The 23698-nt window shown below is 51.8% G+C and carries 20 protein-coding genes; 14 read left to right on the forward strand and 6 right to left on the reverse strand.

The window, feature by feature from the left end:
- The first annotated feature begins 7 nt into the window (after positions 1 to 7).
- A complete protein-coding gene (locus AM410_RS14765) occupies positions 8 to 745 on the forward strand; it encodes an AAA family ATPase (protein WP_072048473.1) in 738 nt (245 codons plus the stop codon).
- 245 nt (positions 746 to 990) lie between these two features.
- On the opposite strand, the gene AM410_RS23920 is transcribed toward AM410_RS14765, so the two are convergent.
- Positions 991 to 2043: a hypothetical protein gene (locus AM410_RS23920; protein ID WP_126028368.1), complete on the reverse strand. Its 1053-nt coding sequence runs from the start codon at positions 2041 to 2043 to the stop codon at positions 991 to 993.
- Between the two features lie 373 nt (positions 2044 to 2416).
- On the opposite strand from AM410_RS23920, the gene AM410_RS14775 reads away from it, so the two are divergent.
- The gene (locus tag AM410_RS14775; protein WP_045143149.1) at positions 2417 to 2671 is read left to right on the forward strand and encodes a YdgH/BhsA/McbA-like domain containing protein; all 255 of its coding nucleotides are present in this window, start codon (positions 2417 to 2419) and stop codon (positions 2669 to 2671) included.
- A gap of 459 nt (positions 2672 to 3130) precedes the next feature.
- Positions 3131 to 3328 carry a hypothetical protein gene (locus tag AM410_RS14780; RefSeq protein WP_050737106.1) on the forward strand — a complete coding sequence of 66 codons (198 nt, stop codon included), beginning with the start codon at positions 3131 to 3133 and terminating at the stop codon, positions 3326 to 3328.
- Here the strand turns inward: AM410_RS14780 and setB are convergent.
- Positions 3325 to 4506, reverse strand: a complete 1182-nt coding sequence (gene setB / locus AM410_RS14785; RefSeq protein WP_020883187.1) for a sugar efflux transporter SetB — start codon at positions 4504 to 4506, stop codon at positions 3325 to 3327. The genes AM410_RS14780 and setB overlap by 4 nt on opposite strands.
- A gap of 360 nt (positions 4507 to 4866) precedes the next feature.
- Here setB and fruB point away from each other — a divergent pair, with 360 nt between their 5' ends.
- From fruB to fruA, 3 genes are read left to right on the forward strand one after another with little or no spacing between them, the layout of a single operon-like run.
- Positions 4867 to 5997, forward strand: a complete 1131-nt coding sequence (fruB, locus tag AM410_RS14795; RefSeq protein ID WP_014170920.1) for a fused PTS fructose transporter subunit IIA/HPr protein — start codon at positions 4867 to 4869, stop codon at positions 5995 to 5997.
- Positions 5997 to 6935, forward strand: coding sequence for a 1-phosphofructokinase (fruK, locus tag AM410_RS14800; RefSeq protein ID WP_014170919.1), 939 nt, complete (start codon positions 5997 to 5999; stop codon positions 6933 to 6935). Before fruB ends, fruK begins: the two co-directional genes overlap by 1 nt.
- A 16-nt stretch (positions 6936 to 6951) precedes the next feature.
- Positions 6952 to 8634, forward strand: a complete 1683-nt coding sequence (gene fruA / locus AM410_RS14805; protein WP_073396156.1) for a PTS fructose transporter subunit IIBC — start codon at positions 6952 to 6954, stop codon at positions 8632 to 8634.
- A 47-nt stretch (positions 8635 to 8681) separates the two neighbouring features.
- Here fruA and nfo read toward each other — a convergent pair whose 3' ends face one another.
- Both nfo and AM410_RS14815 read right to left on the reverse strand, forming a co-directional pair.
- Positions 8682 to 9539: a deoxyribonuclease IV gene (gene nfo, locus AM410_RS14810; protein ID WP_014170917.1), complete on the reverse strand. Its 858-nt coding sequence runs from the start codon at positions 9537 to 9539 to the stop codon at positions 8682 to 8684.
- A 64-nt stretch (positions 9540 to 9603) separates the two neighbouring features.
- Positions 9604 to 10650: a YeiH family protein gene (locus tag AM410_RS14815; RefSeq protein ID WP_108648012.1), complete on the reverse strand. Its 1047-nt coding sequence runs from the start codon at positions 10648 to 10650 to the stop codon at positions 9604 to 9606.
- 98 nt (positions 10651 to 10748) lie between these two features.
- On the opposite strand from AM410_RS14815, the gene yieE reads away from it, so the two are divergent.
- Positions 10749 to 11615: a DNA-binding transcriptional regulator YeiE gene (gene yieE / locus AM410_RS14820; RefSeq protein WP_014170915.1), complete on the forward strand. Its 867-nt coding sequence runs from the start codon at positions 10749 to 10751 to the stop codon at positions 11613 to 11615.
- 171 nt (positions 11616 to 11786) lie between these two features.
- The gene (locus tag AM410_RS14830; protein WP_020883191.1) at positions 11787 to 13256 is read left to right on the forward strand and encodes an amino acid permease; all 1470 of its coding nucleotides are present in this window, start codon (positions 11787 to 11789) and stop codon (positions 13254 to 13256) included.
- Between the two features lie 53 nt (positions 13257 to 13309).
- Here AM410_RS14830 and AM410_RS14835 read toward each other — a convergent pair whose 3' ends face one another.
- Both AM410_RS14835 and fghA read right to left on the reverse strand, forming a co-directional pair.
- The gene (locus tag AM410_RS14835) at positions 13310 to 15295 is read right to left on the reverse strand and encodes a ligand-gated channel protein (RefSeq protein ID WP_073396152.1); all 1986 of its coding nucleotides are present in this window, start codon (positions 15293 to 15295) and stop codon (positions 13310 to 13312) included.
- A gap of 249 nt (positions 15296 to 15544) precedes the next feature.
- Positions 15545 to 16381 carry an S-formylglutathione hydrolase gene (gene fghA / locus AM410_RS14840; RefSeq protein ID WP_014170912.1) on the reverse strand — a complete coding sequence of 279 codons (837 nt, stop codon included), beginning with the start codon at positions 16379 to 16381 and terminating at the stop codon, positions 15545 to 15547.
- A 138-nt stretch (positions 16382 to 16519) separates the two neighbouring features.
- On the opposite strand from fghA, the gene AM410_RS14845 reads away from it, so the two are divergent.
- The 6 genes from AM410_RS14845 (at position 16520) to mglA (ending at position 23687) form a co-directional block, all read left to right on the forward strand.
- Positions 16520 to 17668: a YbfB/YjiJ family MFS transporter gene (locus tag AM410_RS14845; RefSeq protein ID WP_073396151.1), complete on the forward strand. Its 1149-nt coding sequence runs from the start codon at positions 16520 to 16522 to the stop codon at positions 17666 to 17668.
- A gap of 102 nt (positions 17669 to 17770) precedes the next feature.
- The gene (folE, locus tag AM410_RS14850) at positions 17771 to 18439 is read left to right on the forward strand and encodes a GTP cyclohydrolase I FolE (RefSeq protein WP_020883194.1); all 669 of its coding nucleotides are present in this window, start codon (positions 17771 to 17773) and stop codon (positions 18437 to 18439) included.
- 18 nt (positions 18440 to 18457) lie between these two features.
- Positions 18458 to 19615: a DUF418 domain-containing protein YeiB gene (gene yeiB, locus AM410_RS14855; protein ID WP_073396149.1), complete on the forward strand. Its 1158-nt coding sequence runs from the start codon at positions 18458 to 18460 to the stop codon at positions 19613 to 19615.
- 155 nt (positions 19616 to 19770) lie between these two features.
- Positions 19771 to 20793 carry an HTH-type transcriptional regulator GalS gene (galS, locus tag AM410_RS14860; protein ID WP_020883196.1) on the forward strand — a complete coding sequence of 341 codons (1023 nt, stop codon included), beginning with the start codon at positions 19771 to 19773 and terminating at the stop codon, positions 20791 to 20793.
- Positions 20794 to 21088: 295 nt separating this feature from the next.
- On the forward strand, positions 21089 to 22087 hold the full coding sequence (gene mglB / locus AM410_RS14865) for a galactose/glucose ABC transporter substrate-binding protein MglB (RefSeq protein WP_014170907.1): 999 nt from the start codon (positions 21089 to 21091) through the stop codon (positions 22085 to 22087).
- A 79-nt stretch (positions 22088 to 22166) separates the two neighbouring features.
- Positions 22167 to 23687, forward strand: a complete 1521-nt coding sequence (gene mglA / locus AM410_RS14870; RefSeq protein WP_020883197.1) for a galactose/methyl galactoside ABC transporter ATP-binding protein MglA — start codon at positions 22167 to 22169, stop codon at positions 23685 to 23687.
- Positions 23688 to 23698 lie beyond the last annotated feature (11 nt).

The following is a 23698-nucleotide window of genomic DNA, read 5'->3' on the forward strand; positions in this document are numbered from 1 at the left end:
TTATATTATGCATACTCTAGAACAATTTCTCCGAGCAGTATTATTACTGAAAGAAAGAATTACAGATTATGAAAGGAATCAATACCCCTATAACATTCCAGCTTTGAAAAATTTTCATTGCTTGGATCTGCATCCGAGGGTAACTTTTTTAATGGGAGAGAATGGTAGTGGAAAATCAACTTTGATTGAAGCCATTGCAGTAGCGGCAGGATATAATGCAGAGGGAGGGTCACGTAATTTTAATTTTCATTCAAATGAAAGTCATTCTTCACTTCATCATGCAATTCGACTGGTCAGAGGAGTTAGGCGACCAAAAGATGGATTCTTTCTCAGAGCAGAAAGTTTTTATAATGTTGCAACTGAGATTGATAGTTTAGGTGTGCAAGGAGCCTATGGAGGACGTTCCCTACATGAACAATCGCACGGGGAATCATTTATGTCATTATTACTGAATCGCTTTTCACCAAATGGCCTATATATTCTAGATGAACCTGAGGCAGCTTTATCACCTACCAGACAAATGGCTGCGCTTGCTCATATTCATCGTTTGGCTCAGAGCAATTCACAATTTATAATAGCAACCCATTCTCCTATACTAATGTCATATCCAGATTCGAAGATCTTGCATTTTAGTGAAGATGGGATCGAAGAAACTAAACTTGAGAATACTGATCATTACATTGTGACTCGTCGATTTGTAAATAACCCTCGCTCTATCTTAAATGAGCTGTTGGACTATGAATAATAAGGTTTTTGTTGAAAATGTACATATAAATTGCTTAGTACCTTTTTAAGGTGTTTGTTTAAAAACAATATATTAAAAATATAGTTTTGGTAAAATGAGACAATATATAATAGGATGCGATTATTTTTCTCGAATTCTAATGTCATCGTATGGTTTGTTATATCATTTCTATATGTTTTGAATACGAAACTCATTTTCAATCATCTCTCTTTTTATTGCATGTGATTATTTTTTTAAATGATATTTTACGGAAGAGATATATTCTCTTTGTATCCAAAATAACCATTTTCATAATCATACAAAATGTCATATCCATTTAAAAAATTGAATCCTGTATTAACGAATATATGTTGCCTAGTTGTGTTTAAAAATATTTCTTTAGGAGAAGTGTTTCTTTTGTGCCCCCCAATTTTAATTTCATATTCTATTCCATCTGCTAGTTTAATATCTAATGTTGTTCCGTTAGGTAATTGTCCACCATTTAAAGTGTAGTTTGGTATTGTTAAAAACATACTTTTTACTCCTGTGTCAATAAGGACCGTACCACACTGATACCCTTGCCAACCAGTTATTTTGATACATGCTGGCGGTGCTATCCATTCATGTTTATTTTCTTTTGAAGGTTGTAATTTAATAAATGAGAACCCTTCGGCAATATCCTTATTAATTCCAACATATATGCCGTTGCGCGTAAGTTTATAACCATTATTGCTTCCTGAATTTGTGTTTAAAAGAGGATTTGTGTTTGGAGTACTTTCGCTCTGCAAGCTACTTTCTCGATCAAAACCGATGCCCATCATTGATACATGCTCAGGGTTTAGTTCAGGTTTACAATTTCTTGCAAGAGCAAGGCACTGGATTTCGTTAACAGCCAATACTGGGATAATATTCGTAGAAATGTATTTATCCCCATCACCAATAGTAACAGTTGTATTGAGCCAAGATCCAATCATAATACGTCCGGAACTGTTGTACGTGATTTTACCTGGCCTAGGTGATAGCTTACTTGCATTTGGTATTGCAGAAGCTGAAATTACTAAGCCTGTGGAGCCAGTATCAACTACCACCTCTCGTTCAGCGCCGTCTGGAAATGAGACAAATAACTTCGGCGTAGTCGCATCAATATTTAGATTGTCGTTATTGATAAATTTTAAATATACTGAATCATTGTTTTCTGAATAAATCGGATTGCTTATTTTTGCATCAGAGATGGCAGCATAAGAAGTTGTTCCTAACGGAAAAACCACATATACAATAATTAGGATGGTTAATTTTATCAGTATAGAATGTTTTTGCATGTTCGCGGCCTTTAAGATTTAGAGAAATCGTGAAATTTACATCATATATCATGCATGATATATCTTATCCTTTTTTTATTCATATCCTATACAAATATTAAAGTAACATACATCTAGTTTTTTTCTAGGAAAATTTTAATAAACAAACTATGCGTGATCTCGATCAGATTTTTCGATTATATAATGTGATTCTTTAGGTGCGTCTTGACATAGTAGCACTTATAGCTAACATTTAAAATTACTGAATCTAATACTGTACAGGTATTATTTTCAGTTGATTAAGAATTGTTTGATCTTACCCGTAATTCGTAAAAGTTATCGATTCTTCTTATATGAAAATATTACATGCTTCTAAAATTCTTGGAGTAATCGAATGAAACTCTCAAAATATTTGTGTTGTATTATAGTATTGTTTAATTCTACTGTATTTGCTGCTGAGGAAATTGATGCGGAAAATGCAAGTAAATACACCAAAATTGGAACGTTATCAGTAACTGAAGATGGTTTTACAATGTCTGACGATGATCTTTCCCAAAAGGTAGATAGTAAGGGTGGAAAGTACTACGTTATTACTTCGAAGGAAGGGAAAGAGGAGCATAAGACTATTAACGCTGACATTTATAAGTGATACCTTAGTAATACCTTATAAGGTGGTGATTTTTTTGCCACCTTCATTGATAGTCTTCAAACCCAAATTCACTATTTATCATTTTATTTTTTTGTGGCGTTGCGTGGATGGTGGATGAATGTATATTTTATTTATGCTTTCACATTATATGTAAAATTATTAAATGCTCCATTTTGTATTTGTTTTTTTTAGTTCTCGAATTTTTGCTTCCATACAAACGATTTTTCCTATGAAGAGTGAAATATTAAGACCGCCGAAAGTAGTTGTAAGAAGTTGATATAGATTTGAAATTTAAGATCTATACAGTGTAGACGTTTGATTAAGTTTACTTTCTTTACTTCGATATATTAATAAGTTACATCTGAATAAAGGTGGGGTAACATACAATACGATCAACTTAGAGTGGTATATAATAGATAAATTAGCCAGATATTAATGGAACAATGTTTTTGATAAACTATGAATAATGGTTCATTAGGCAAACCTGCTAATACCCGCTGTGTGCAGCTTGCTGAAAATAACCTGTGCATGATCTTTGGTTCCCCGCTGCGCCCGAAAGTCTGTTCCGGCCTTCAGCCGTCCGCGGAGATGTGCGGCAGCACGCGCGCGCAGGCGATCACCTACCTTCTTGAGCTGGAAGCGCTCACCGCCCCTTAAACGTCCTTAATTCGCACCAGACACGCTATCGTCAGCGTACACATCACCAGCGCAATCCAGAATACCGTGTGATAGCTCCAGATCTCGGCCACGATGCCGGCCATTGAGCCTGCAATAATCCAGCCCACGCGAGTGGTATTGGTATAAAGGGTGGTGGCGGAGCCTGCCTGGCCTGGCATCAGGTCCTGGAAATAGAGCATGCCAATCCCGGCGAGTATGCCGATATAAATGGCGTTGAGAAGCTGCAATGCCAGCAAGAGTCCTGGCGTGTGCACCGTCAGCATACCGATATAGAACAGCAGTCCTGCGACAGCCGCGATGCGCATTAAAAAACGCTTTCCGAAACGCTTCGCGTAATAGCCCGCGATCAGCATGGTCGGGATCTCAAGCCCGGCCGCGGTTCCCATCATAATGCCCGCCAGCTTCTCTGGCAGATGCAGCTCATCAATAATAAACAGTGGCATGTTGATAATATAAAGGCTGTTTGTTCCCCACATCAACGTACAGATAACAAACAGGAGCAGCGCATCACGACGGTTACGGCGCGGGGCTTCCAGTACGCCTGAAGCCACTTTAGGCTCTTTGCGCATCGACGGCAGGAAGAACCACACCATGGTGCCGCACACCACAAACGCGACAGCCGCACTCAGGTACATCACCGTAAAGCCAAATCCCATCGCCAGGGCATACGCCAGCGGCGGGCCAATGACCCATGCCAGCGACACCTGGGCACGCAGAATAGAGCTGAACATCACCGCTTCACGACCGGTATGGTCGGCGTGCTCGCGGGCGAGGGCGAACATCTGCGGGTTCGCCGTGGAACCGAAGCTGCTCAGGAACACCCCCACGAACAGCAGGATGAAATAGTTGCGGTTAAAAGCAAACAACACGCAGGCAAACACCCCGAGAAGGCAGCAAAAGACGATCAGACTTTTACGATCGCCTTTTCTGTCGGAACGCCCCGCCAGAAACTGACTCACCAGAATGCCGATGATGGCACTGCCGGTAAAAAAGAAGCCAACCATTGCCGGACGGGCGTGGACTTCATTGGTCAGAAACAGGCTCAGCGTGGGCGTCTGTAACGCCCCGGCAATACCGGTAAGGAAGGCAACAATCAAAAACGCCGTGGACGTCAAATCAAAGGGTTTTGGCGAGGCGGCGGCAGGGGTGTTATGCATACTTTCAGTATCAGCAAGTCATAAAGAGACGCGGAGTGTACGACGCTTGTCAGAAAATAAACAGGTACTGCGGTCAATTTCGCCACGAAAAATCAAAATGCCATTTCAATTAACAGGCTCGGGCTGAACTTAGCTGAAACTGACTTGCTGAACGTCAGCAAGATTCAGCTGAGCGAAGAAGAAATGTGCTGCATCTCTAAATTCTGCATCGCCATTTGTAACTTTTCTTGCAAGGTTAAGCAGAAAGCGTAAGACTTTTTGAAACGTTTCAGCGCTATCTTGTTTTAACAAACGGAGCAGGCTAGCGCATTTTTTCTCATTTAAGCTGAAACGATTCAAGTTCAGCAGGAGAGGAGAACCATGTTCCAGTTATCTGTTCAGGATATCCACCCGGGCGCTCAGGCCGGGAACAAAGAAGAGGCCATTCGCCAGGTTGCCGCTGCCCTTGTGCAGGCGGGTAATGTCGCGGACGGCTACGTTAACGGCATGCTGGCGCGCGAGCAGCAGACCTCCACTTTCCTCGGCAATGGCATCGCCATTCCGCACGGTACAACGGACACCCGCGATCAGGTGCTGAAAACCGGCGTTCAGGTTTATCAGTTCCCTCAGGGTGTGGTGTGGGGCGACGGTCAGGTTGCTTACGTGGCAATCGGTATCGCTGCCAGCAGCGACGAGCACCTGGGCCTGCTGCGTCAGCTGACGCATGTGCTGAGCGATGATTCGGTGGCTGAACAGCTGAAGTCCGCGACGACGGCGGAAGAGCTGCGCGCGTTGCTGATGGGCGAAAAACAGAGTGAAGCGCTGAAACTGGATAATGAAACATTGACCCTGGATGTTGTGGCGAGCGATCTGGTCACGCTGCAGGCGCTGAATGCAGGCCGCCTGAAAGAAGCCGGTGCGGTAGACGCGTCCTTTATCACGCGCGTTATCAATGAGAAGCCGCTGAACCTGGGACAAGGTATCTGGCTGAACGACAGTGCTGAAGGCAACCTGCGCAGCGCTATCGCGGTGAGCCGCGCGGCCAACGCGTTTGACGTTGAGGGCGCGCACGCTGCGATGCTGGTCACTGTCGCGATGACCGATGAACAGCCGGTTTCCGCGCTAAAACGACTTGGCGATCTGCTGCTGAATGACAAGGCTGAAAAACTGCTGAACGCTGACGCAAGCACGCTGCTGGCGCTGCTGACCAGCGATGATGTGCTGACTGATGACGTGCTGACCGCTGAGTTTGTAGTGCGTAACGAGCACGGCCTGCATGCCCGTCCTGGCACCATGCTGGTGAATACTATTAAACAATTCGAAAGTGAGATTACCGTGACTAACCTTGATGGCACGGGCAAACCGGCCAACGGCCGTAGCCTGATGAAAGTTGTCGCGCTGGGCGTGAAGAAAGGTCACCGTCTGCGCTTTACCGCACAGGGTGCTGATGCTGAACAGGCGCTGAAAGCGATTGGCGACGCCATCGCGGCAGGTCTGGGGGAGGGCGCATAATGAGCAGACGTGTTGCGACTATTACGCTGAACCCGGCATACGACCTGGTGGGGTTTTGCCCGGAGATTGAGCGCGGCGAAGTAAACCTCGTGCGTACCACTGGCCTGCATGCTGCAGGTAAAGGGATTAACGTCGCGAAAGTGCTCAAGGATCTCGGTATCGATGTCACCGTGGGCGGATTCCTCGGTAAAGATAACCAGGATGGTTTCCAGCAGCTGTTCAGCGAGCTGGGGATTGCTAACCGTTTTCAGGTTGTTCAGGGCCGTACCCGTATCAACGTCAAGCTGACGGAGAAAGACGGCGAAGTGACCGATCTGAACTTCTCAGGCTTCGAGGTGACTCCGTCAGACTGGGAGCGCTTCGTGAACGACTCTCTGACCTGGCTTGGTCAGTTCGACATGGTCTGCGTCAGCGGCAGCCTGCCGTCCGGCGTGAGCCCGGAAGCGTTCACCGACTGGATGACGCGTCTGCGAAGCCAGTGCCCATGCATTATTTTTGACAGCAGCCGTGACGCGCTGGTCGCCGGCCTGAAAGCCTCGCCGTGGCTGGTGAAGCCGAATCGCCGCGAACTGGAGATCTGGGCTGGCCGTAAGCTGCCAGAATTAAAAGATGTGATTGACGCTGCCCATGCGCTGCGCGAGCAGGGTATCGCTCACGTGGTTATCTCTCTTGGTGCAGAAGGGGCGCTGTGGGTTAACGCTTCTGGCGAATGGATCGCCAAACCGCCATCGGTTGACGTTGTCAGCACCGTTGGCGCAGGGGATTCAATGGTTGGCGGTCTGATTTATGGCCTGCTGATGCGTGAATCCAGTGAACATACTTTACGTCTTGCCACCGCCGTTGCTGCCCTGGCCGTTAGCCAGAGCAATGTCGGTATTACCGATCGTACCCAGTTAGCCGCGATGATGGCGCGCGTTGACTTAAAACCTTTTAACTAACAGCAGGAGAGGAATAATGAAAACGCTGCTGATCATTGACTCCGGTCTCGGACAGGCTCGCGCCTATATGGCGAAGACCTTGCTGGGAGCGGCGGCGAACAAAGCACATCTCGAGATCACGGATAACCCGGGCGACGCCGAAATGGTGATTGTTCTGGGTGATAAAATTCCCGCTGACAGTGCGCTGAATGGCAAAAAAGTGTGGCTGGGCGATATCAATCGCGCGGTGGCACACCCGGAACTGTTCCTGAGCGAAGCGAAAGGTCATGCGTCTGTTTACAGCGCACCGGTCGCGGCGCCGGTTGCCGCGTCCGGACCAAAACGTATTGTGGCGATCACGGCCTGCCCGACGGGCGTGGCTCATACCTTTATGGCGGCTGAAGCCATTGAAACCGAAGCGAAAAAACGCGGCTGGTGGGTAAAAGTTGAAACACGTGGATCCGTTGGTGCGGGCAACGCAATCACCCCTGAAGAGGTGGCTGAAGCCGATCTGGTGATGGTTGCGGCTGACATCGAAGTGGACCTGGCGAAATTTGCCGGTAAGCCGATGTACCGCACGTCAACGGGCCTGGCGCTGAAAAAGACTGCTCAGGAGTTTGATAAAGCGCTGGTGGAAGCGAAGCCGTATCAGGCAACAGGGTCCACGCAAACTGCGACGGAAGGTAAGAAAGAGTCAGCTGGCGCCTATCGCCATCTGCTGACCGGCGTGTCTTATATGCTGCCGATGGTGGTGGCGGGCGGTCTGTGTATTGCCCTCTCGTTCGCGTTTGGTATTACCGCGTTTAAAGAAGAAGGCACGCTGGCTGCTGCCCTGATGCAGATTGGTGGTGGTTCCGCGTTTGCCCTGATGGTACCGGTGCTGGCAGGCTTTATCGCCTTCTCCATCGCTGACCGTCCGGGCCTGACGCCGGGTCTTATCGGCGGTATGCTGGCGGTGAGCACCGGTTCTGGCTTTATCGGTGGTATCATTGCCGGTTTCCTGGCGGGTTACGTTGCGAAGCTTATCAGCTCGAAGCTGAAACTGCCGCAGAGTATGGAAGCGCTGAAACCGATCCTGATCATCCCGTTGATTTCCAGCCTGGTGGTGGGTCTGGCGATGATTTACCTCATCGGTAAACCTGTAGCGGGTATCCTGGCGGGTCTGACCCACTGGCTGCAAACCATGGGTACCGCGAATGCGGTACTGCTGGGAGCTATTCTCGGTGGCATGATGTGTACCGACATGGGTGGCCCGGTGAACAAAGCAGCATACGCATTCGGTGTTGGCCTGCTGAGTACCCAGACCTACGCGCCAATGGCAGCGATTATGGCGGCCGGTATGGTGCCACCATTGGCTCTTGGCCTGGCAACCATCATTGCACGTCGTAAGTTCGACAAAGCGCAGCAGGAAGGGGGGAAAGCCGCCCTGGTACTTGGCCTGTGCTTTATCACCGAAGGGGCAATTCCGTTCGCGGCGCGTGACCCAATGCGCGTGCTGCCATGCTGTATCGTGGGGGGCGCGGTAACCGGTGCTATCTCCATGGCGGTTGGCGCGAAACTGATGGCACCACACGGCGGTCTGTTCGTGCTGCTGATCCCAGGTGCAATCACGCCAGTGCTGGGTTATCTGCTGGCGATTGTGGCCGGTACGCTGGTGGCAGGTCTCTCTTACGCGGTGCTGAAACGTCCGGAAGCGGAAGGGGTCGCGAAAGCGGCGTAAGCGGTAAAACAATAAAAAAGCCGGGTGCTTATGCGACCCGGCTTTTTTTATGCCGCCTGTTCAGCGGTTTGCTGTGCCTTCAGCCAGGCAATCTCTTCTGCCCAGATGTCCGGATTAATGGTTTCCAGCACCATCGGGATACCGTCGAAACGGGCATCCTGCATAATAAAGCGAAACGCATCGTGGCCGATATTGCCTTCACCGAGGCTGTGATGGCGGTCCACGCGGCTGCCAAACGCGCTTTTCGCATCGTTCAAGTGCATTCCGCGCAGATACTTGAAGCCCACAATGCGTTCAAACTCATCGAAAGTCTTTTTCGTCTCATCAAGCGTTCGCAGATCGTAACCCGCGGCAAAGGCATGGCAGGTATCAATACATACGCCCACGCGGGATTTATCCTCCACGCCGTCAATAATGGCCGCCAGATGTTCGAACTTAAAGCCGAGGTTACTGCCCTGGCCGGCGGTGTTCTCGATGACCGCCGTCACGCCCTGGGTTTTATCCAGCGTGATGTTGATGGATTCGGCAATGCGCGCCAGACAGGCATCTTCGTCAATCTGCATCAGATGACTTCCCGGATGGAAGTTCAACAGCGTCAGTCCAAGCTGCTCGCAGCGCTGCACTTCATCAAGAAAAGCCTCGCGGGATTTCTCCAGCGCCTCCTGCACGGGATGGCCGAGGTTAATGAGATAGCTGTCGTGGGGAAGGATTTGACCCGGCCCGTAGTGGTATTTCTCACAGGCGGCTTTGAAATCATCAATCACTTCAGAGGTGAGCGGGGCGGCGCGCCACTGGCGCTGGTTCTTGGTGAACAGGGCGAAAGCGGTCGCCTCAATTTCGGCGGCGCGAATGGCGGCATTCGCAAGGCCACCTGCAGCGCTGACGTGCGCTCCAACATATTTCATAAAGGGACTCCTGTTAACCCGAAATACGTATGATAGCGGGTTAACAGGAGAAGGATGAAGTGGTTTATGCCATCAGGCTATGTACCGCGAGGTTAATCGCACCGCCGCCAACGATCAGCCAGATGAAGAGTACCAGCGCCATCAGCAGCGGTTTTGCACCTGCTTTTTTCAGCGCGCTCACGTGTGTCGTGACCCCGAGCGCCGCCATCGCCATCGCCAGCAGGACGGTATCCAGCGTGACCAGCATATCCACCACGGCTTTCGGCAGCAGGTGGAAGGAGTTAAATACCGCCACCACGATGAAAATAATCGCAAACCACGGAATGGTGATTTTACTCTTCTGGCTACTGCCTGCCGGCGCGAGTTGTTTTACGCGAGCGGCCAGGATAATCAGGAACGGAGCCAGCATCATGACGCGCAGCATTTTGGCAATGACCGCGGCATTTTCCGCATCCGGATTAATGGCGTGACCCGCCGCCACCACCTGAGCCACTTCATGCATGGTTGAACCAATATAAATGCCGTAGGTCTCCGGGCTAAACCAGTGCGCAACCAGCGGGTACATGGCCGGGTAGAGGAAAATCGCCAGCGTACCGAAAATAACCACGGTCGCGACGGCAACCGTCACTTTGCTGGATTCTGCCTTAACGACAGGCTCGGTTGCCAGTACCGCGGCAGCCCCGCAGATGCTGCTGCCGGCACCAATCAGCCAGCTGGTTTGTTTATCCAGCCCAAACACTTTCTGGCCAATAAAGCAGGCCAGTAAAAAGGTGCTGGTCAGGGTCAGGACGTCAATAGCGATCCCGCTGACGCCGACATCCGCAATCTGTGAAAAGGTCAGGCGGAAGCCGTAAAGGATAATCCCGAGGCGCAGCAGATGCTGTTTGGCGAAAATAACCCCGCCATCACAGGACTTCCAGATATGGGGGTAAACGGTATTTCCCACCACCATGCCGAGCAATATTGCCAGCGTTAAGGCACTAAAACCTGCCCCGGCGACGGCCGGAATACTGCCGCCCCATAACGCTACGCCAGTTACCACCGCGCTGAGCGCAAGACCCGGCACGAAGTGCAACAATGTACGTTGATGCTGTAAGGTGTGTTCTGACATAACCTTCTCCTTTATCTGGCTAAAAGGTTACGGCGTTGTGGCTTAAAAATAAAATTGATTATATACTTATAATCAATCTATATAAGTGGTAAGTAACCATGCACATTACGTTGCGTCAGCTGGAAGTTTTTGCCGAAGTGCTGAAAAGCGGGTCGACGACGCAGGCCTCGCAAATGCTGGCGCTGTCCCAGTCCGCGGTAAGCGCAGCCCTGACCGATCTGGAAGGGCAACTGGGGGTTCAGCTTTTCGACAGAGTGGGGAAACGGCTGGTCGTCAATGAACATGGCCGCCTGCTGTACCCGCGCGCGCTGGCATTGCTGGAGCAGGCGACTGAAATCGAACAATTGTTCCGCGAAGAGAACGGGGCCATCCGCGTTTACGCCAGCAGTACGATCGGCAATTACATTCTGCCGGAAGTGATTGCCCGCTATCGCCGGGATTTCCCGACCCTGCCGCTGGAGATGAGCGTTGGCAATAGCCAGGATGTCATCAATGCGGTGATCGATTTCCGCGTGGACATCGGTTTGATTGAAGGGCCGTGTCACAACGTCGATATCATTGCTGAACCCTGGCTGGAAGATGAGCTGGTGGTGTTCGCCTCGCCAGCCTCTTCTTTATTACAGGGTGAAGTAACGCTGGAACGGCTGGCTCAGGCGCAGTGGATCCTCCGGGAACAGGGCTCCGGTACCCGTGAAATTGTCGATTACCTGCTGCTCTCCCACCTGCCGCATTTCCGGCTGAGTATGGAGCTGGGCAACTCGGAAGCCATCAAACACGCGGTCCGTCATGGGCTGGGCATCAGCTGTCTCTCCCGGCGGGTGATTGCTGAACAGCTTGAGGCCGGCACGCTGGTCGAAATACCGCTCCCGTTGCCTAAACTGGTGCGCACGCTGTGGTGCATTCATCATCGTCAGAAACACCTTTCCAGCTCTCTGCAGCGTTTCCTGCGCTATTGCGACATGTAAACCCGCAATGCGGATCCTCTCTCCGTTGGGAGAGGGGAGATGCAGATGCGTGCTTTACTTATAATCCTGGCCGAGTCATGAAGCTCTCTTATAACTGAGCATTTCTGCCGGAAGGAACGCGTATCGTCTGCTACAATCGCGCCTCATTTGTTGAAGGGACAGCATTTTCACATGGTTTCAGAAATTAAAACCACAGAAGCGCCCGCGCTACGTCGCGAACTTAAGGCGCGTCACCTGACGATGATCGCTATCGGCGGTTCAATCGGTACAGGTCTTTTTGTTGCCTCTGGCGCAACAATTTCGGCAGCCGGCCCGGGTGGGGCACTTTTCTCTTATATCCTGATTGGCCTGATGGTGTACTTCCTGATGACCAGTCTGGGCGAACTGGCGGCGTACATGCCGGTATCCGGTTCGTTTTCGACCTACGGTCAAAAATACGTTGAAGAAGGCTTCGGCTTCGCGCTGGGCTGGAACTACTGGTACAACTGGGCCGTTACTATCGCCGTTGACCTGGTCGCCGCACAGCTGGTGATGAACTGGTGGTTCCCGGACACGCCAGGCTGGATCTGGAGTGCGCTGTTCCTGGCGGTGATCTTCCTGCTCAACTACATCTCCGTGCGTGGTTTTGGCGAAGCGGAATACTGGTTCTCTTTGATCAAAGTGGCAACCGTCATCATCTTTATCGTCGTCGGTGTGGCGATGATCGTTGGTATTTTCAAAGGCGCTCAACCTGCAGGATGGAGTAACTGGAGCATTGGCGATGCGCCATTTGCGGGTGGATTCTCGGCCATGATTGGCGTGGCGATGATTGTCGGCTTCTCATTCCAGGGAACCGAGCTGATCGGGATTGCTGCCGGTGAATCCGAGAACCCGGAGAAGAACATTCCACGCGCGGTGCGTCAGGTATTCTGGCGTATCCTGCTGTTCTATGTGTTTGCGATTTTGATTATCAGCCTGATCATTCCTTACACCGATCCAAGCCTGCTGCGCAATGATGTGAAAGACATCAGCGTTAGCCCGTTCACGCTGGTCTTCCAGCATGCCGGTCTGCTCTCCGCCGCGGCGGTGATGAACGCCGTTATCCTGACCGCCGTGCTCTCAGCGGGTAACTCCGGCATGTATGCGTCTACCCGTATGCTCTATACCCTGGCATGCGACGGCAAAGCGCCACGCATCTTTTCTAAGCTGTCCCGTGGCGGCGTACCGCGTAACGCCCTGTATGCCACAACGGTGATTGCCGGTCTGTGCTTCCTGACCTCCATGTTTGGCAACCAGACGGTGTACCTGTGGCTGCTCAATACGTCCGGTATGACGGGCTTTATCGCCTGGCTCGGGATTGCTATCAGCCACTATCGCTTCCGTCGCGGTTACGTTATGCAAGGTCATGACATCAATGACCTGCCGTATCGCTCAGGGTTCTTCCCGCTGGGGCCTATTTTCGCCTTCATTCTGTGCCTGATTATTACGCTGGGACAGAACTATGAAGCGTTCCTTGCGGACCGTATCGACTGGGGTGGTGTAACGGCGACCTACATCGGTATTCCGCTGTTCCTGATAATCTGGTTTGGTTACAAACTGACGAAGGGGACGCGCTTTGTTCGCTACAGTGAAATGGAATTTCCGGGACGCGTAAAACAATAACCGCACTTCCTCTCTTTTAGCCCGCTCGGTTGAGCGGGCTTTTTTATTGGCGATCAGAAGCTGTAGGTCATGCCGACAGTGTAACGGCGGCCATCAAGTACGGTATCGTAAGTCTCGTAATCAATCTGTTTATCCAGCACGTTATACACGCCTGCGGTTACCAGCAGGTTCTTGTTGGCGTTATAACGCAGACCCACATCAACCTGCGTGTAAGACGGTGTGCCCTGTGACATTGAGGTTCGGCTGAGATACTCAGAAGATTTGCCGCGGAAGTTCAGGCGGCTCCAGAAGCCCACATCCTGCGTGGCCTGCCAGTCCAGCGTGGTGTTGAACATATGCTTAGGCATTTTATTCAGTGGCTTACCGGAGAACTGACCGCTCTTCTGCTCGGATTCGGTATAGGTGTAGTTAGCCGTCCAGTTAACATCACGGGTGATTTTCCAGCCGAAGGTGGATTCCACACCGCGCATGTTGGCTTTATCGACGTTGACCCGGTCGCTGACAAAATCGTAGGCATGGCCGCCAATCGTACAGGCAGGGTCGGCACTGCTGTTACAGCGACGTACTTCAGTGATTTTGTTTTTGAAGTCGGTATTGAACAGCGTAACGCTGGCGTTAAGACTGTCATTGTTATCCCAGAGCAGGGCGATCTCTTCGCTCAGGCTCTTCTCCGGCTTGAGGTCCGGGTTACCCACGATCATGCCATCCAGCCGACCGCCGCCCGTTGCCTGACCCCAGTTGGCGGAGGACTGACGCAGATCCGGTGCACGGTAGCCGGCAGAAACGCCCCCTTTTAACGTCCACTGTTCTGCAAGGTGCCACACCCCATAACCGCGAGGCGTCCAGTTGGTGCCATAGTTCTGGTCTTTATCCATACGCAGACCACCGGTCGCCGTGAAGCTATCGGTTATCGCCCACTCATCTTCAGCAAACAGCGCCCAGCTCCAGCGCGTCAGTTTGTTGAGCCCGTCCGCCGCCTCAAGCTGGTTACCGTTGTCACGCAGCTTCTCATAGCGATATTGACCGCCGAGGGTCAGGGTATGGTCGCCGAGGAAGATCTGGTTCTGGTTGTTGAAAGTGGTGTTATACGAACGCATTTTGCGAACCGGGTTATTGGTCTTTTCCTGCTGGATGTAGCTGGTAGTGTTGAAGTCGCTGTAGTAACCGCTGTGGGTAAGGGAATAGGTCGTATGTTCGTAGCGGGTTTCGCTTTTGCTGTTTGGCGTGCAGGTTGCCCCGCGGCAGGTTTCAGTCGCTTTCGACTTGCCCGGCGTGCTGTTTCGGTCCTGAAGTTCGCGGGCAAAATCGAGGTCAAAATCGTTCTGCTCGTCCGGGGTAAAGTTCAGCGTGATCCCGCCGTTACGCATTTTCTGCTCATTGAAACCGTTCAGGATCTGATCTTCCGCGCGACGTGAGAGCAGGCCTGTCACTTTTGCACCGAGCAGTCCGTCAATTAACGGGCCGGAAGCGTAGGCGTTGGTCTGGAAGATATCCCCGGAATCATGGTTCTCCTGGAACGTGGCATCGCCGTGTAACGATCCGGTCCAGGCTTTGGTATTCGAGACTTTTTTGGTAATGATGTTGATTACGCCGCCCATTGCATCTGAGCCATAGAGCGATGACATGGGCCCGCGGATCACTTCGATGCGCTCGATAGACTCCAGCGGCGGTAGCCAGCCTTGCTCAATGCCCGAGTTATCGCTGTTCGGGCGCGTGCTGCGCGTGCTGACGCGCTTGCCATTGACCAGGAACAAGGTGTACTGGGACGCCATGCCGCGAATGCTGATATCGCTGCTGCTTCCGCCGCCCGTGACGACGACGCCCGGGACATCTTTTAGCGCATCGGTCACATCGCGGTAAGCCTTGTCTTCAATCTGCTGCTTTGAAATGACGGAGATAGAGGCTGGGGCATTCTGGATTTTTTGCTCAAAACCCGTGGCGGTCACCACCACGGTATCCGGGTCGGCTGCGTGAGCAAGTGGGGAGAGCATGGCGGCGCTGATGGCAACAGCCAGTAACGTAACGCGTGGTATTGTCATTTGAACATTCCATATCAAAAAGAAAAACACTCCATCGGGTAACCCTGAGAACTGTATGTATTTGTCTTGTAAGAACTCTTTGTGATGGAGAAGAGCCTGGAATTGTACAAAAGAATGTGAAATTGTAAACACAAATGATAATCGAAATCATTTGTGTTTTGATGTTGGTTGGTGAAACTGGCTTTTATTCAAAGGGATAGGGTTTTGAGGCCCGGCAGACGGAGCGCCACCGGGCAAGAAGGGAGGAACTTACTTAAACAGATGCGCCGCATGGAAGCGGAGATGATCTTCAATAAATGACGCCATAAAGTAATAGCTGTGGTCATACCCTGGCTGGATACGCAGCGTCAGCGGCCAGTCCTTCTGGCGTGCCGCTTCGGCCAGAACCGCAGGTTGAAGCTGACCGGCGAGGAACTGATCCGCATCGCCCTGATCGATCAGCGTCGGGATGGCGTCCCCCGTGTTGCTGGCCAGCATCAGCGCACAGCTGTCCCACGCCTGCCATTTATCTGTGTCACTGCCCAGATAATGGGTGAAGGCTTTCTGACCCCATGGCACCTGAGTGGGGTTCACAATCGGGGCGAATGCCGACACGCTGGTGTATTTTCCCGGATTTTTCAGCGCCATTATCAACGCGCCGTGTCCACCCATGGAGTGTCCGCTAATGGCGCAGCGGTCGCTTACCTCAAATTCGGCCTGAACCAGCGCAGGCAGTTCGTCACGAATGTAATCATACATGCGGTAATGACGTGCCCAGGGCTGCTCTGTCGCGTTCAGGTAGAATCCGGCGCCTTTGCCCAGATCGTACCCGGCATCATCGGCGACATCATCGCCACGCGGGCTGGTATCAGGCATGACCAGCGCAATCCCCAGTTCAGCCGCAATACGCTGCGCGCCCGCTTTGGTGGTGAAGTTTTCGTCGGTACAGGTTAAACCGGACAGCCAGAACAGCACGGGTGGCTTTACGCCCGTTTCAGTTGGCGGCAAAAAAATGCTGAACGTCATGGCACAGTTCAGTACGCTGGAGTCGTGCCGCCAGCGCTGCTGTCGACCTTCAAAACAACGATGCTCTTCGAGCAGTTCCATGCAGGGCTCCTTAATACGAATTGCTATTTACTCGGCCCATAATACAGAGTTTTCATTTACCTGTGAGCAACTTTCACTTTCGCAGGACGGTAAGATGCGGCATCATAAATTAACTTTTCTTTAACAATTGGAGCGGTCATGGCGCTGCGTATCGCGCTCAGTGGGTTTGTGGTTCTGGTGGTAGCGATGGGGATAGGGCGCTTTGCTTTTACCCCTCAGGTGCCGCTAATGATTGCCGCCGGGCAACTCACGCTCACCAGCGCGGGCCTGGTGGCGGCGATGAACTATCTGGGCTATCTGGTGGGAGCATGGGATGCAATGCGTGCGCACCGCTTCGTTGAAACACGCCTCTGGTTGGGTATTTTTGGTGCAGTTGCGCTGACGCTGCTTTCCGCTGCGGTCGATAACGCCGTGGTACATGGCCTGCTGCGCTTTGTGATTGGCTGCATGAGCGGCTGGTCGATGGTGCTGATTGCCGCCTGGACCAACGAGCGGCTGGGACAACTGGGGAAACCGGGTCTCAGCGCCGCGGTATTTGCCGGGCCAGGTGCTGGTATTGCGCTCAGCGGGCTGCTCGCCGTCTATATCCAGGCTAAGGCGCTCTCCGCCGGTGCAGCATGGCAAATCTACGGCGTGCTGGCGCTGGTGCTTATCGCGCTGGTGGCCCGGTATCTGCCGCGGGCGGGTCAACTTCACCGGCCGGGCAGCGCACCGGAACCGCTCGTCCTGACGAAGAATTTAAAGCGCCTGGTCTGGAGCTACAGCCTGGCCGGGTTTGGCTATATCCTTCCGGCGACTTTTTTATCGCAAATGGCGGCCGTGCGTTTTCCCGGCAGTCTGTTTGCCCAGTTTGTCTGGCCGATATTTGGTATTGCCGCCGTGGCGGGCATTGCGCTCAGCATCGTTTTACGCCACACCTCAACCTCAAACCGCAGGCTGGCTATCGTATTGTGGTTGCAGGGGGCCGGCGTACTGGCAGCCTGGCTGTTGCCGGGGATTGGCGGGTTACTGACCGGCGGCTTGCTCGTTGGGGGCGGGTTCTTGTGTGCCGTTCAGCTCTCTTTACTTTATGGGCGCGAACTGGCACCAGATCACACGCGCTACATGGCGGGACTGCTTACTACCGGTTATGCCATCGGTCAATTGATTGGCCCGGTAACGTCGGCGTTGTCGACGTGGCTCACGCACCGACTGGAGCCTGCGCTGGGGCTGGCGGGCGTCGCGCTGTTCATCGGCGGCGCACTGGTCTGGGATCGTCAGGCCGAAAGGCAACAGCAATTGCAATAATTATCGTCGTGAATACTGGATTATGTGCGCCGCCTCACGCACAATGAGCGCACACTTTTGCCACAACGAGGGCAAAAGACGCCACACCTGCAGGAGAAAAGAATGCCATCACTCAGTAAAGAAGCAGCCCTGGTTCACGAAGCTCTGGTTGCGCGTGGTCTTGAAACGCCACTGCGTCCACCCGTTCAGGAACTGGACAATGAAACCCGTAAGCATCTGATTGCTGGGCATATGACCGAGATCATGCAACTGCTGAATCTCGATCTGAGCGACGACAGTCTGATGGAGACGCCGCACCGTATCGCAAAAATGTACGTTGACGAAATTTTCTCCGGCCTGGATTACGCCAATTTCCCGAAAATCACCGTCATTGAAAACAAGATGAAGGTGGATGAGATGGTAACGGTACGTGATATCACGTTAACCAGTACCTGCGAACACCACTTCGTGACCATCGACGGTAAAGCGACCGTGGCTTATATTCCTAAAGATACGGTGATTGGTCTGTCGAAGATTAACCGCATCGTGCAGTTCTTTGCTCAGCGTCCACAGGTGCAGGAGCGTCTGACGCAGCAGATCCTGACCGCGCTGCAAACGCTGCTGGGCACCAATAACGTGGCAGTATCTATCGACGCCGTTCACTACTGTGTGAAAGCGCGCGGCGTGCGTGATGCCACCAGTGCGACCACCACGACGTCGCTGGGCGGTCTGTTTAAATCCAGCCAGAACACCCGCCAGGAGTTTCTGCGCGCCGTGCGTCACCACAACTAATCTGACAGGGCAGGCTACATGGAGCGAAACGTCACGCTCGATTTTGTTCGAGGCGTCGCCATTCTCGGTATCCTGCTGCTTAACATCAGCGCCTTCGGCTTGCCGAAGGCGGCGTATCTCAATCCTGCGTGGTATGGCGACATCACCCGCAGCGATGCCTGGACGTGGGCCATCCTCGATCTCTTTGCCCAGGTCAAATTCCTCACTCTGTTTGCCCTGCTGTTTGGCGCGGGCCTGCAGCTACTGCTCAGGCGCGGCACGCGCTGGATCCAGTCGCGTCTGACATTGCTGGTGATCCTCGGCTTTATTCACGGGCTGTTCTTCTGGGATGGCGACATTCTTCTCGCCTATGGCTTAGTCGGGCTGATTTGCTGGCGGCTCATTCGCGATGCGCACAGCGTAAAAAGCCTGTTTAACACGGGCGTGATGCTTTACGTCATGGGCCTTGGCGTGCTGTTACTGCTGGGGATAATCTCCGGTGATGCGGCAAACCGTTCATGGATCCCCGATGCCGCCAATCTTCAGTACGAGCAGTACTGGAAGCTGAAAGGAGGCACGGAAGCGATAAGCAACCGTGCGGATATGCTTGGCGATAACCTGCTGGCGCTGGGGGCGCAGTATGGCTGGCAGCTGGCAGGGATGATGCTGATGGGGGCATCACTGATGCGCACCGGCTGGCTGAAAGGGGAGTTTTCCCTTCGCCACTATCGCCTGACGGGAGCCGGGTTAATTCTTCTCGGCGTGCTGATTAATCTGCCGGCCGTGATCATGCAGTGGCATCTGCACTGGAACTACCGCTGGTGTGCGTTTCTGCTTCAGGTCCCGCGCGAGCTGAGCGCGCCCTTCCAGACGATTGGCTATGCGGCACTCATTTACGGCTTCTGGCCACAAATGTGTCGCGCAGGGATTGTCAGTGCCATTGCCTGCGTAGGCCGTATGGCCCTCAGCAATTACATTCTGCAGACGCTGATATGCACCACGCTTTTCTATCGGTTTGGCCTGTTTATGAAATTCGACCGGCTTTCGCTGCTGGCGTTTGTAATCCCGGTCTGGATGGCTAACCTGGCGTTTTCTGTTCTCTGGCTACGTTATTTCCGCCAGGGGCCGCTGGAGTGGGTGTGGCGTCAGTTAACCGCACATGCTTCAGGGGTATCATTGAGAAATACATCCAGATAACGATCTGGATCACAATCATTAACAAAACGGATGTAAACGTTTTCATCTGTGTGAGCTTCTTCACGTAGTCCCCTTTCTCTCGCTGCCAAAATAGCCACCTTGCTAAACACAGGGGGTGTCTGTGAGTTGCTGCAATCCTTTGAAGGATGGTGAATATGATCACCATTCGTGACGTCGCCCGTCAGGCGGGTGTTTCTGTGGCTACCGTCTCACGCGTGCTGAACAACAGCGCGCTGGTCAGCCCTGACACCCGCGAAACCGTAATGAAAGCCGTGACCCAGTTGGGTTATCGCCCTAATGCCAATGCGCAGGCGCTTGCCACGCAGGTCAGCGATACCATTGGCGTGGTGGTGATGGATGTCTCTGATGCCTTTTTCGGTGCGCTGGTTAAAGCGGTAGACGTTGTCGCTCAGCAGCATCAGAAATACGTGCTGATTGGCAACAGCTATCACGAGGCTGAAAAAGAGCGTCATGCGATTGAAGTGCTGATCCGCCAGCGTTGTAACGCACTGATTGTGCACTCAAAAGCCTTAAGCGATGACGAGATTTCCGGGTTTATGGAGCAAATCCCGGGCATGGTGCTGATTAACCGTATTGTGCCAGGGTATGCCCACCGCTGCGTCGGGCTGGATAACGTCAGCGGGGCGATGATGGCCACCAAAATGCTCATCAACAACGGGCATCAGCGGATCGGTTTTTTGGCCTCCAGCCATCATATTGAAGATGATGAGCTGCGGCGCGAAGGCTGGCAAAACGCCCTTAAAGAACAGGGTATTACGCCGTCTGAAAGCTGGGTCGGAACCGGAACGCCGGATATGCAGGGCGGGGAGGCGGCGATGGTGGAGTTACTGGGCCGTAATCTGCAGCTGTCTGCCGTGTTTGCCTATAACGATAACATGGCGGCCGGGGCGCTGACTGCGCTGAAGGATAACGGCATTGCGGTGCCACAGCATTTATCGTTGATTGGTTTTGATGATATTCCCATTGCCCGTTACACCGACCCGCAGCTGACCACCGTGCGTTACCCCATTGCCTCTATGGCCAAACTGGCCACTGAGCTGGCGTTACAGGGGGCGGCAGGGCTGCTGGATCCGGGCGCAACACACTGTTTCATGCCGACTTTAGTGCGTCGACATTCTGTCGCTGCCCGGCAAATTGTGGTTCCGATCACTAACTGATTACATCAGCTGATGTAACCGTTTTCAATCTGTGAGTAAATTCACAGTATCTTAACAAGGCGCTGACTATGATGTCAGCGTTTTAGGGGCTGAAACGCTATGTAACAGTGATTAATCACTTTCACCATAGCCAATGTGCCGCAAACAACGAATAAAACGCATTTCTGGAGCGTTACCGAACACGGAAGATAGAAATTTTATAAGTGAACTTCGGCTGTCAGTAACGTTTTATTAACACCTGCCTGCCGATCGTTATTCACAAGAACTACCCTGCATAAAAAAAACCGGAGATACCATGAATAAGAAGGTGTTGACCCTGTCTGCTGTAATGGCAAGCATGCTTTTTGGTGCAGCAGCGCACGCTGCGGATACCCGTATTGGTGTGACCATCTATAAATACGACGACAACTTCATGTCTGTTGTCCGTAAAGCTATCGAGAAAGATGCTAAAGCAGCGCCAGATGTTCAGCTGCTGATGAATGACTCCCAGAACGACCAGTCCAAACAGAACGACCAGATCGACGTTCTGCTGGCAAAAGGCGTGAAGGCACTGGCCATCAACCTGGTTGACCCAGCTGCGGCAGGCACGGTCATTGAAAAAGCGCGCGGCCAGAATGTGCCGATTGTCTTCTTCAACAAAGAACCTTCCCGTAAAGCGCTGGACAGCTATGACAAAGCGTTTTACGTCGGTACTGACTCCAAAGAGTCCGGCATTATTCAGGGCGATCTGATCGCTAAACACTGGGCGGCGAACCCGAACTGGGACCTGAACAAAGACGGCCAGATCCAGTTCGTGCTGCTGAAAGGCGAACCAGGCCATCCGGATGCTGAAGCCCGTACCACTTACGTTATCAAAGAGCTGAATGATAAGGGCCTGAAAACCCAGCAGCTGGCATTAGATACCGCGATGTGGGATACCGCTCAGGCGAAAGATAAGATGGACGCGTGGCTGTCCGGCCCGAACGCTAACAAAATCGAAGTGGTAATTGCCAACAACGATGCGATGGCTATGGGGGCGGTAGAAGCGCTGAAAGCGCACAACAAATCAGCCATTCCTGTGTTCGGTGTGGATGCGCTGCCAGAAGCTCTGGCCCTGGTGAAATCCGGTGCAATGGCCGGTACCGTGCTGAACGATGCCAACAACCAGGCGAAAGCAACCTTCGATCTAGCGAAAAACCTGGCCGATGGCAAAGGTGCGGCAGACGGTACGACCTGGAAAATTGAAAACAAAATCGTTCGCGTACCTTACGTTGGCGTAGACCAGTCCAACCTGGCTGAGTTTATCGGTAAATAAGTTATTTGAATTGTCTTCACTGGGCGCAACTTGTTGCGCCCTTTTATAACGCGATATGCGAGGCCAACAAGGTATAATTATGGTCAGCACAAATACTCAGTCATCTGGTGAATACTTGTTGGAAATGAGCGCTATCAACAAGTCATTTCCCGGGGTTAAGGCACTCGATAATGTTAATTTAAAAGTTCGTCCTCACTCTATTCATGCATTAATGGGGGAGAACGGCGCAGGTAAATCAACATTATTAAAATGTCTTTTTGGGATCTATCAAAAAGATTCTGGCAGCATTCTTTTTCAGGGGAAAGAGATCGATTTCCATTCAGCAAAAGAAGCACTGGAAAACGGTATCTCAATGGTTCACCAGGAATTAAACCTGGTGCTGCAGCGTTCTGTTATGGATAACATGTGGTTGGGCCGTTATCCGACCAAAGGTGTCTTTGTCGATCAGGATAAAATGTATCGCGACACCAAAGCGATTTTCGATGAACTGGATATTGATATCGATCCGCGCGCCCGCGTGGGAACGTTATCCGTATCCCAAATGCAGATGATCGAAATTGCCAAAGCGTTCTCCTATGATGCGAAAATCGTCATCATGGACGAACCGACATCGTCATTAACGGAAAAAGAGGTTAACCACCTTTTTACCATTATTCGTAAGCTCAAAGACCGCGGCTGCGGCATTGTTTATATCTCTCACAAAATGGAAGAGATCTTCCAGCTGTGTGATGAGATTACCATCCTGCGCGACGGCCAGTGGATTGCCACCCAGCCTCTCGAAGGGCTGGATATGGACAAGATCATCGCCATGATGGTGGGGCGCTCTCTGAACCAGCGCTTCCCGGACAAAGAGAACAAGCCGGGTGAAGTGATCCTTGAGGTTCGCAATCTCACCTCGCTGCGTCAGCCGTCTATTCGCGATGTCTCTTTTGACCTGCATAAGGGCGAAATTCTCGGTATCGCAGGTCTGGTTGGGGCAAAACGTACTGATATTGTCGAAACCCTGTTCGGTATTCGTGAGAAAGCCGCGGGCACCATCACGCTGCACGGTAAGAAAATCAATAACCACAGCGCTAACGAAGCCATTAATAATGGTTTTGCGCTGGTCACGGAAGAGCGTCGTTCGACCGGTATTTATGCGTATCTGGATATTAACTTTAACTCGTTAATTTCCAATATTCGCAACTATAAAAACAAAGTCGGGCTGCTGGATAACTCCCGCATGAAGAGCGATACCCAGTGGGTGATTGACTCCATGCGCGTCAAAACGCCAGGTCACCGCACGCAAATTGGTTCGCTGTCAGGCGGTAACCAGCAGAAGGTCATTATTGGCCGTTGGTTATTAACCCAGCCAGAAATCCTGATGCTGGATGAACCGACCCGCGGTATTGACGTCGGCGCGAAGTTTGAGATTTATCAGCTGATTGCCGAGCTGGCGAAAAAGAATAAAGGGATCATTATTATTTCTTCCGAAATGCCGGAATTGTTAGGGATCACAGATCGTATTCTGGTTATGAGCAATGGTCTCGTTGCCGGTATTGTTGACACCAAAACGACAACGCAAAACGAAATTTTGCGTCTTGCGTCTTTGCACCTTTAAGATCAGGGGCT

It is taken from the genome of Enterobacter cloacae complex sp. FDA-CDC-AR_0164, from assembly GCF_003071645.1.
In the GTDB taxonomy this organism is placed as follows: Bacteria; Pseudomonadota; Gammaproteobacteria; order Enterobacterales; family Enterobacteriaceae; genus Enterobacter; species Enterobacter ludwigii.

What these genes read in the sequence shown, in the direction of transcription:
- AM410_RS14765 (WP_072048473.1), top strand. Translation starts at nt 8, where the DNA reads ATGCATACTCTAGAACAATTTCTCCGAGCAGTATTATTACTGAAAGAA.
- AM410_RS23920 (WP_126028368.1), bottom strand. Translation starts at nt 2,043, where the DNA reads ATGCAAAAACATTCTATACTGATAAAATTAACCATCCTAATTATTGTA.
- AM410_RS14775 (WP_045143149.1), top strand. Translation starts at nt 2,417, where the DNA reads ATGAAACTCTCAAAATATTTGTGTTGTATTATAGTATTGTTTAATTCT.
- AM410_RS14780 (WP_050737106.1), top strand. Translation starts at nt 3,131, where the DNA reads ATGAATAATGGTTCATTAGGCAAACCTGCTAATACCCGCTGTGTGCAG.
- setB (WP_020883187.1), bottom strand. Translation starts at nt 4,506, where the DNA reads ATGCATAACACCCCTGCCGCCGCCTCGCCAAAACCCTTTGATTTGACG.
- fruB (WP_014170920.1), top strand. Translation starts at nt 4,867, where the DNA reads ATGTTCCAGTTATCTGTTCAGGATATCCACCCGGGCGCTCAGGCCGGG.
- fruK (WP_014170919.1), top strand. Translation starts at nt 5,997, where the DNA reads ATGAGCAGACGTGTTGCGACTATTACGCTGAACCCGGCATACGACCTG.
- fruA (WP_073396156.1), top strand. Translation starts at nt 6,952, where the DNA reads ATGAAAACGCTGCTGATCATTGACTCCGGTCTCGGACAGGCTCGCGCC.
- nfo (WP_014170917.1), bottom strand. Translation starts at nt 9,539, where the DNA reads ATGAAATATGTTGGAGCGCACGTCAGCGCTGCAGGTGGCCTTGCGAAT.
- AM410_RS14815 (WP_108648012.1), bottom strand. Translation starts at nt 10,650, where the DNA reads ATGTCAGAACACACCTTACAGCATCAACGTACATTGTTGCACTTCGTG.
- yieE (WP_014170915.1), top strand. Translation starts at nt 10,749, where the DNA reads ATGCACATTACGTTGCGTCAGCTGGAAGTTTTTGCCGAAGTGCTGAAA.
- AM410_RS14830 (WP_020883191.1), top strand. Translation starts at nt 11,787, where the DNA reads ATGGTTTCAGAAATTAAAACCACAGAAGCGCCCGCGCTACGTCGCGAA.
- AM410_RS14835 (WP_073396152.1), bottom strand. Translation starts at nt 15,295, where the DNA reads ATGACAATACCACGCGTTACGTTACTGGCTGTTGCCATCAGCGCCGCC.
- fghA (WP_014170912.1), bottom strand. Translation starts at nt 16,381, where the DNA reads ATGGAACTGCTCGAAGAGCATCGTTGTTTTGAAGGTCGACAGCAGCGC.
- AM410_RS14845 (WP_073396151.1), top strand. Translation starts at nt 16,520, where the DNA reads ATGGCGCTGCGTATCGCGCTCAGTGGGTTTGTGGTTCTGGTGGTAGCG.
- folE (WP_020883194.1), top strand. Translation starts at nt 17,771, where the DNA reads ATGCCATCACTCAGTAAAGAAGCAGCCCTGGTTCACGAAGCTCTGGTT.
- yeiB (WP_073396149.1), top strand. Translation starts at nt 18,458, where the DNA reads ATGGAGCGAAACGTCACGCTCGATTTTGTTCGAGGCGTCGCCATTCTC.
- galS (WP_020883196.1), top strand. Translation starts at nt 19,771, where the DNA reads ATGATCACCATTCGTGACGTCGCCCGTCAGGCGGGTGTTTCTGTGGCT.
- mglB (WP_014170907.1), top strand. Translation starts at nt 21,089, where the DNA reads ATGAATAAGAAGGTGTTGACCCTGTCTGCTGTAATGGCAAGCATGCTT.
- mglA (WP_020883197.1), top strand. Translation starts at nt 22,167, where the DNA reads ATGGTCAGCACAAATACTCAGTCATCTGGTGAATACTTGTTGGAAATG.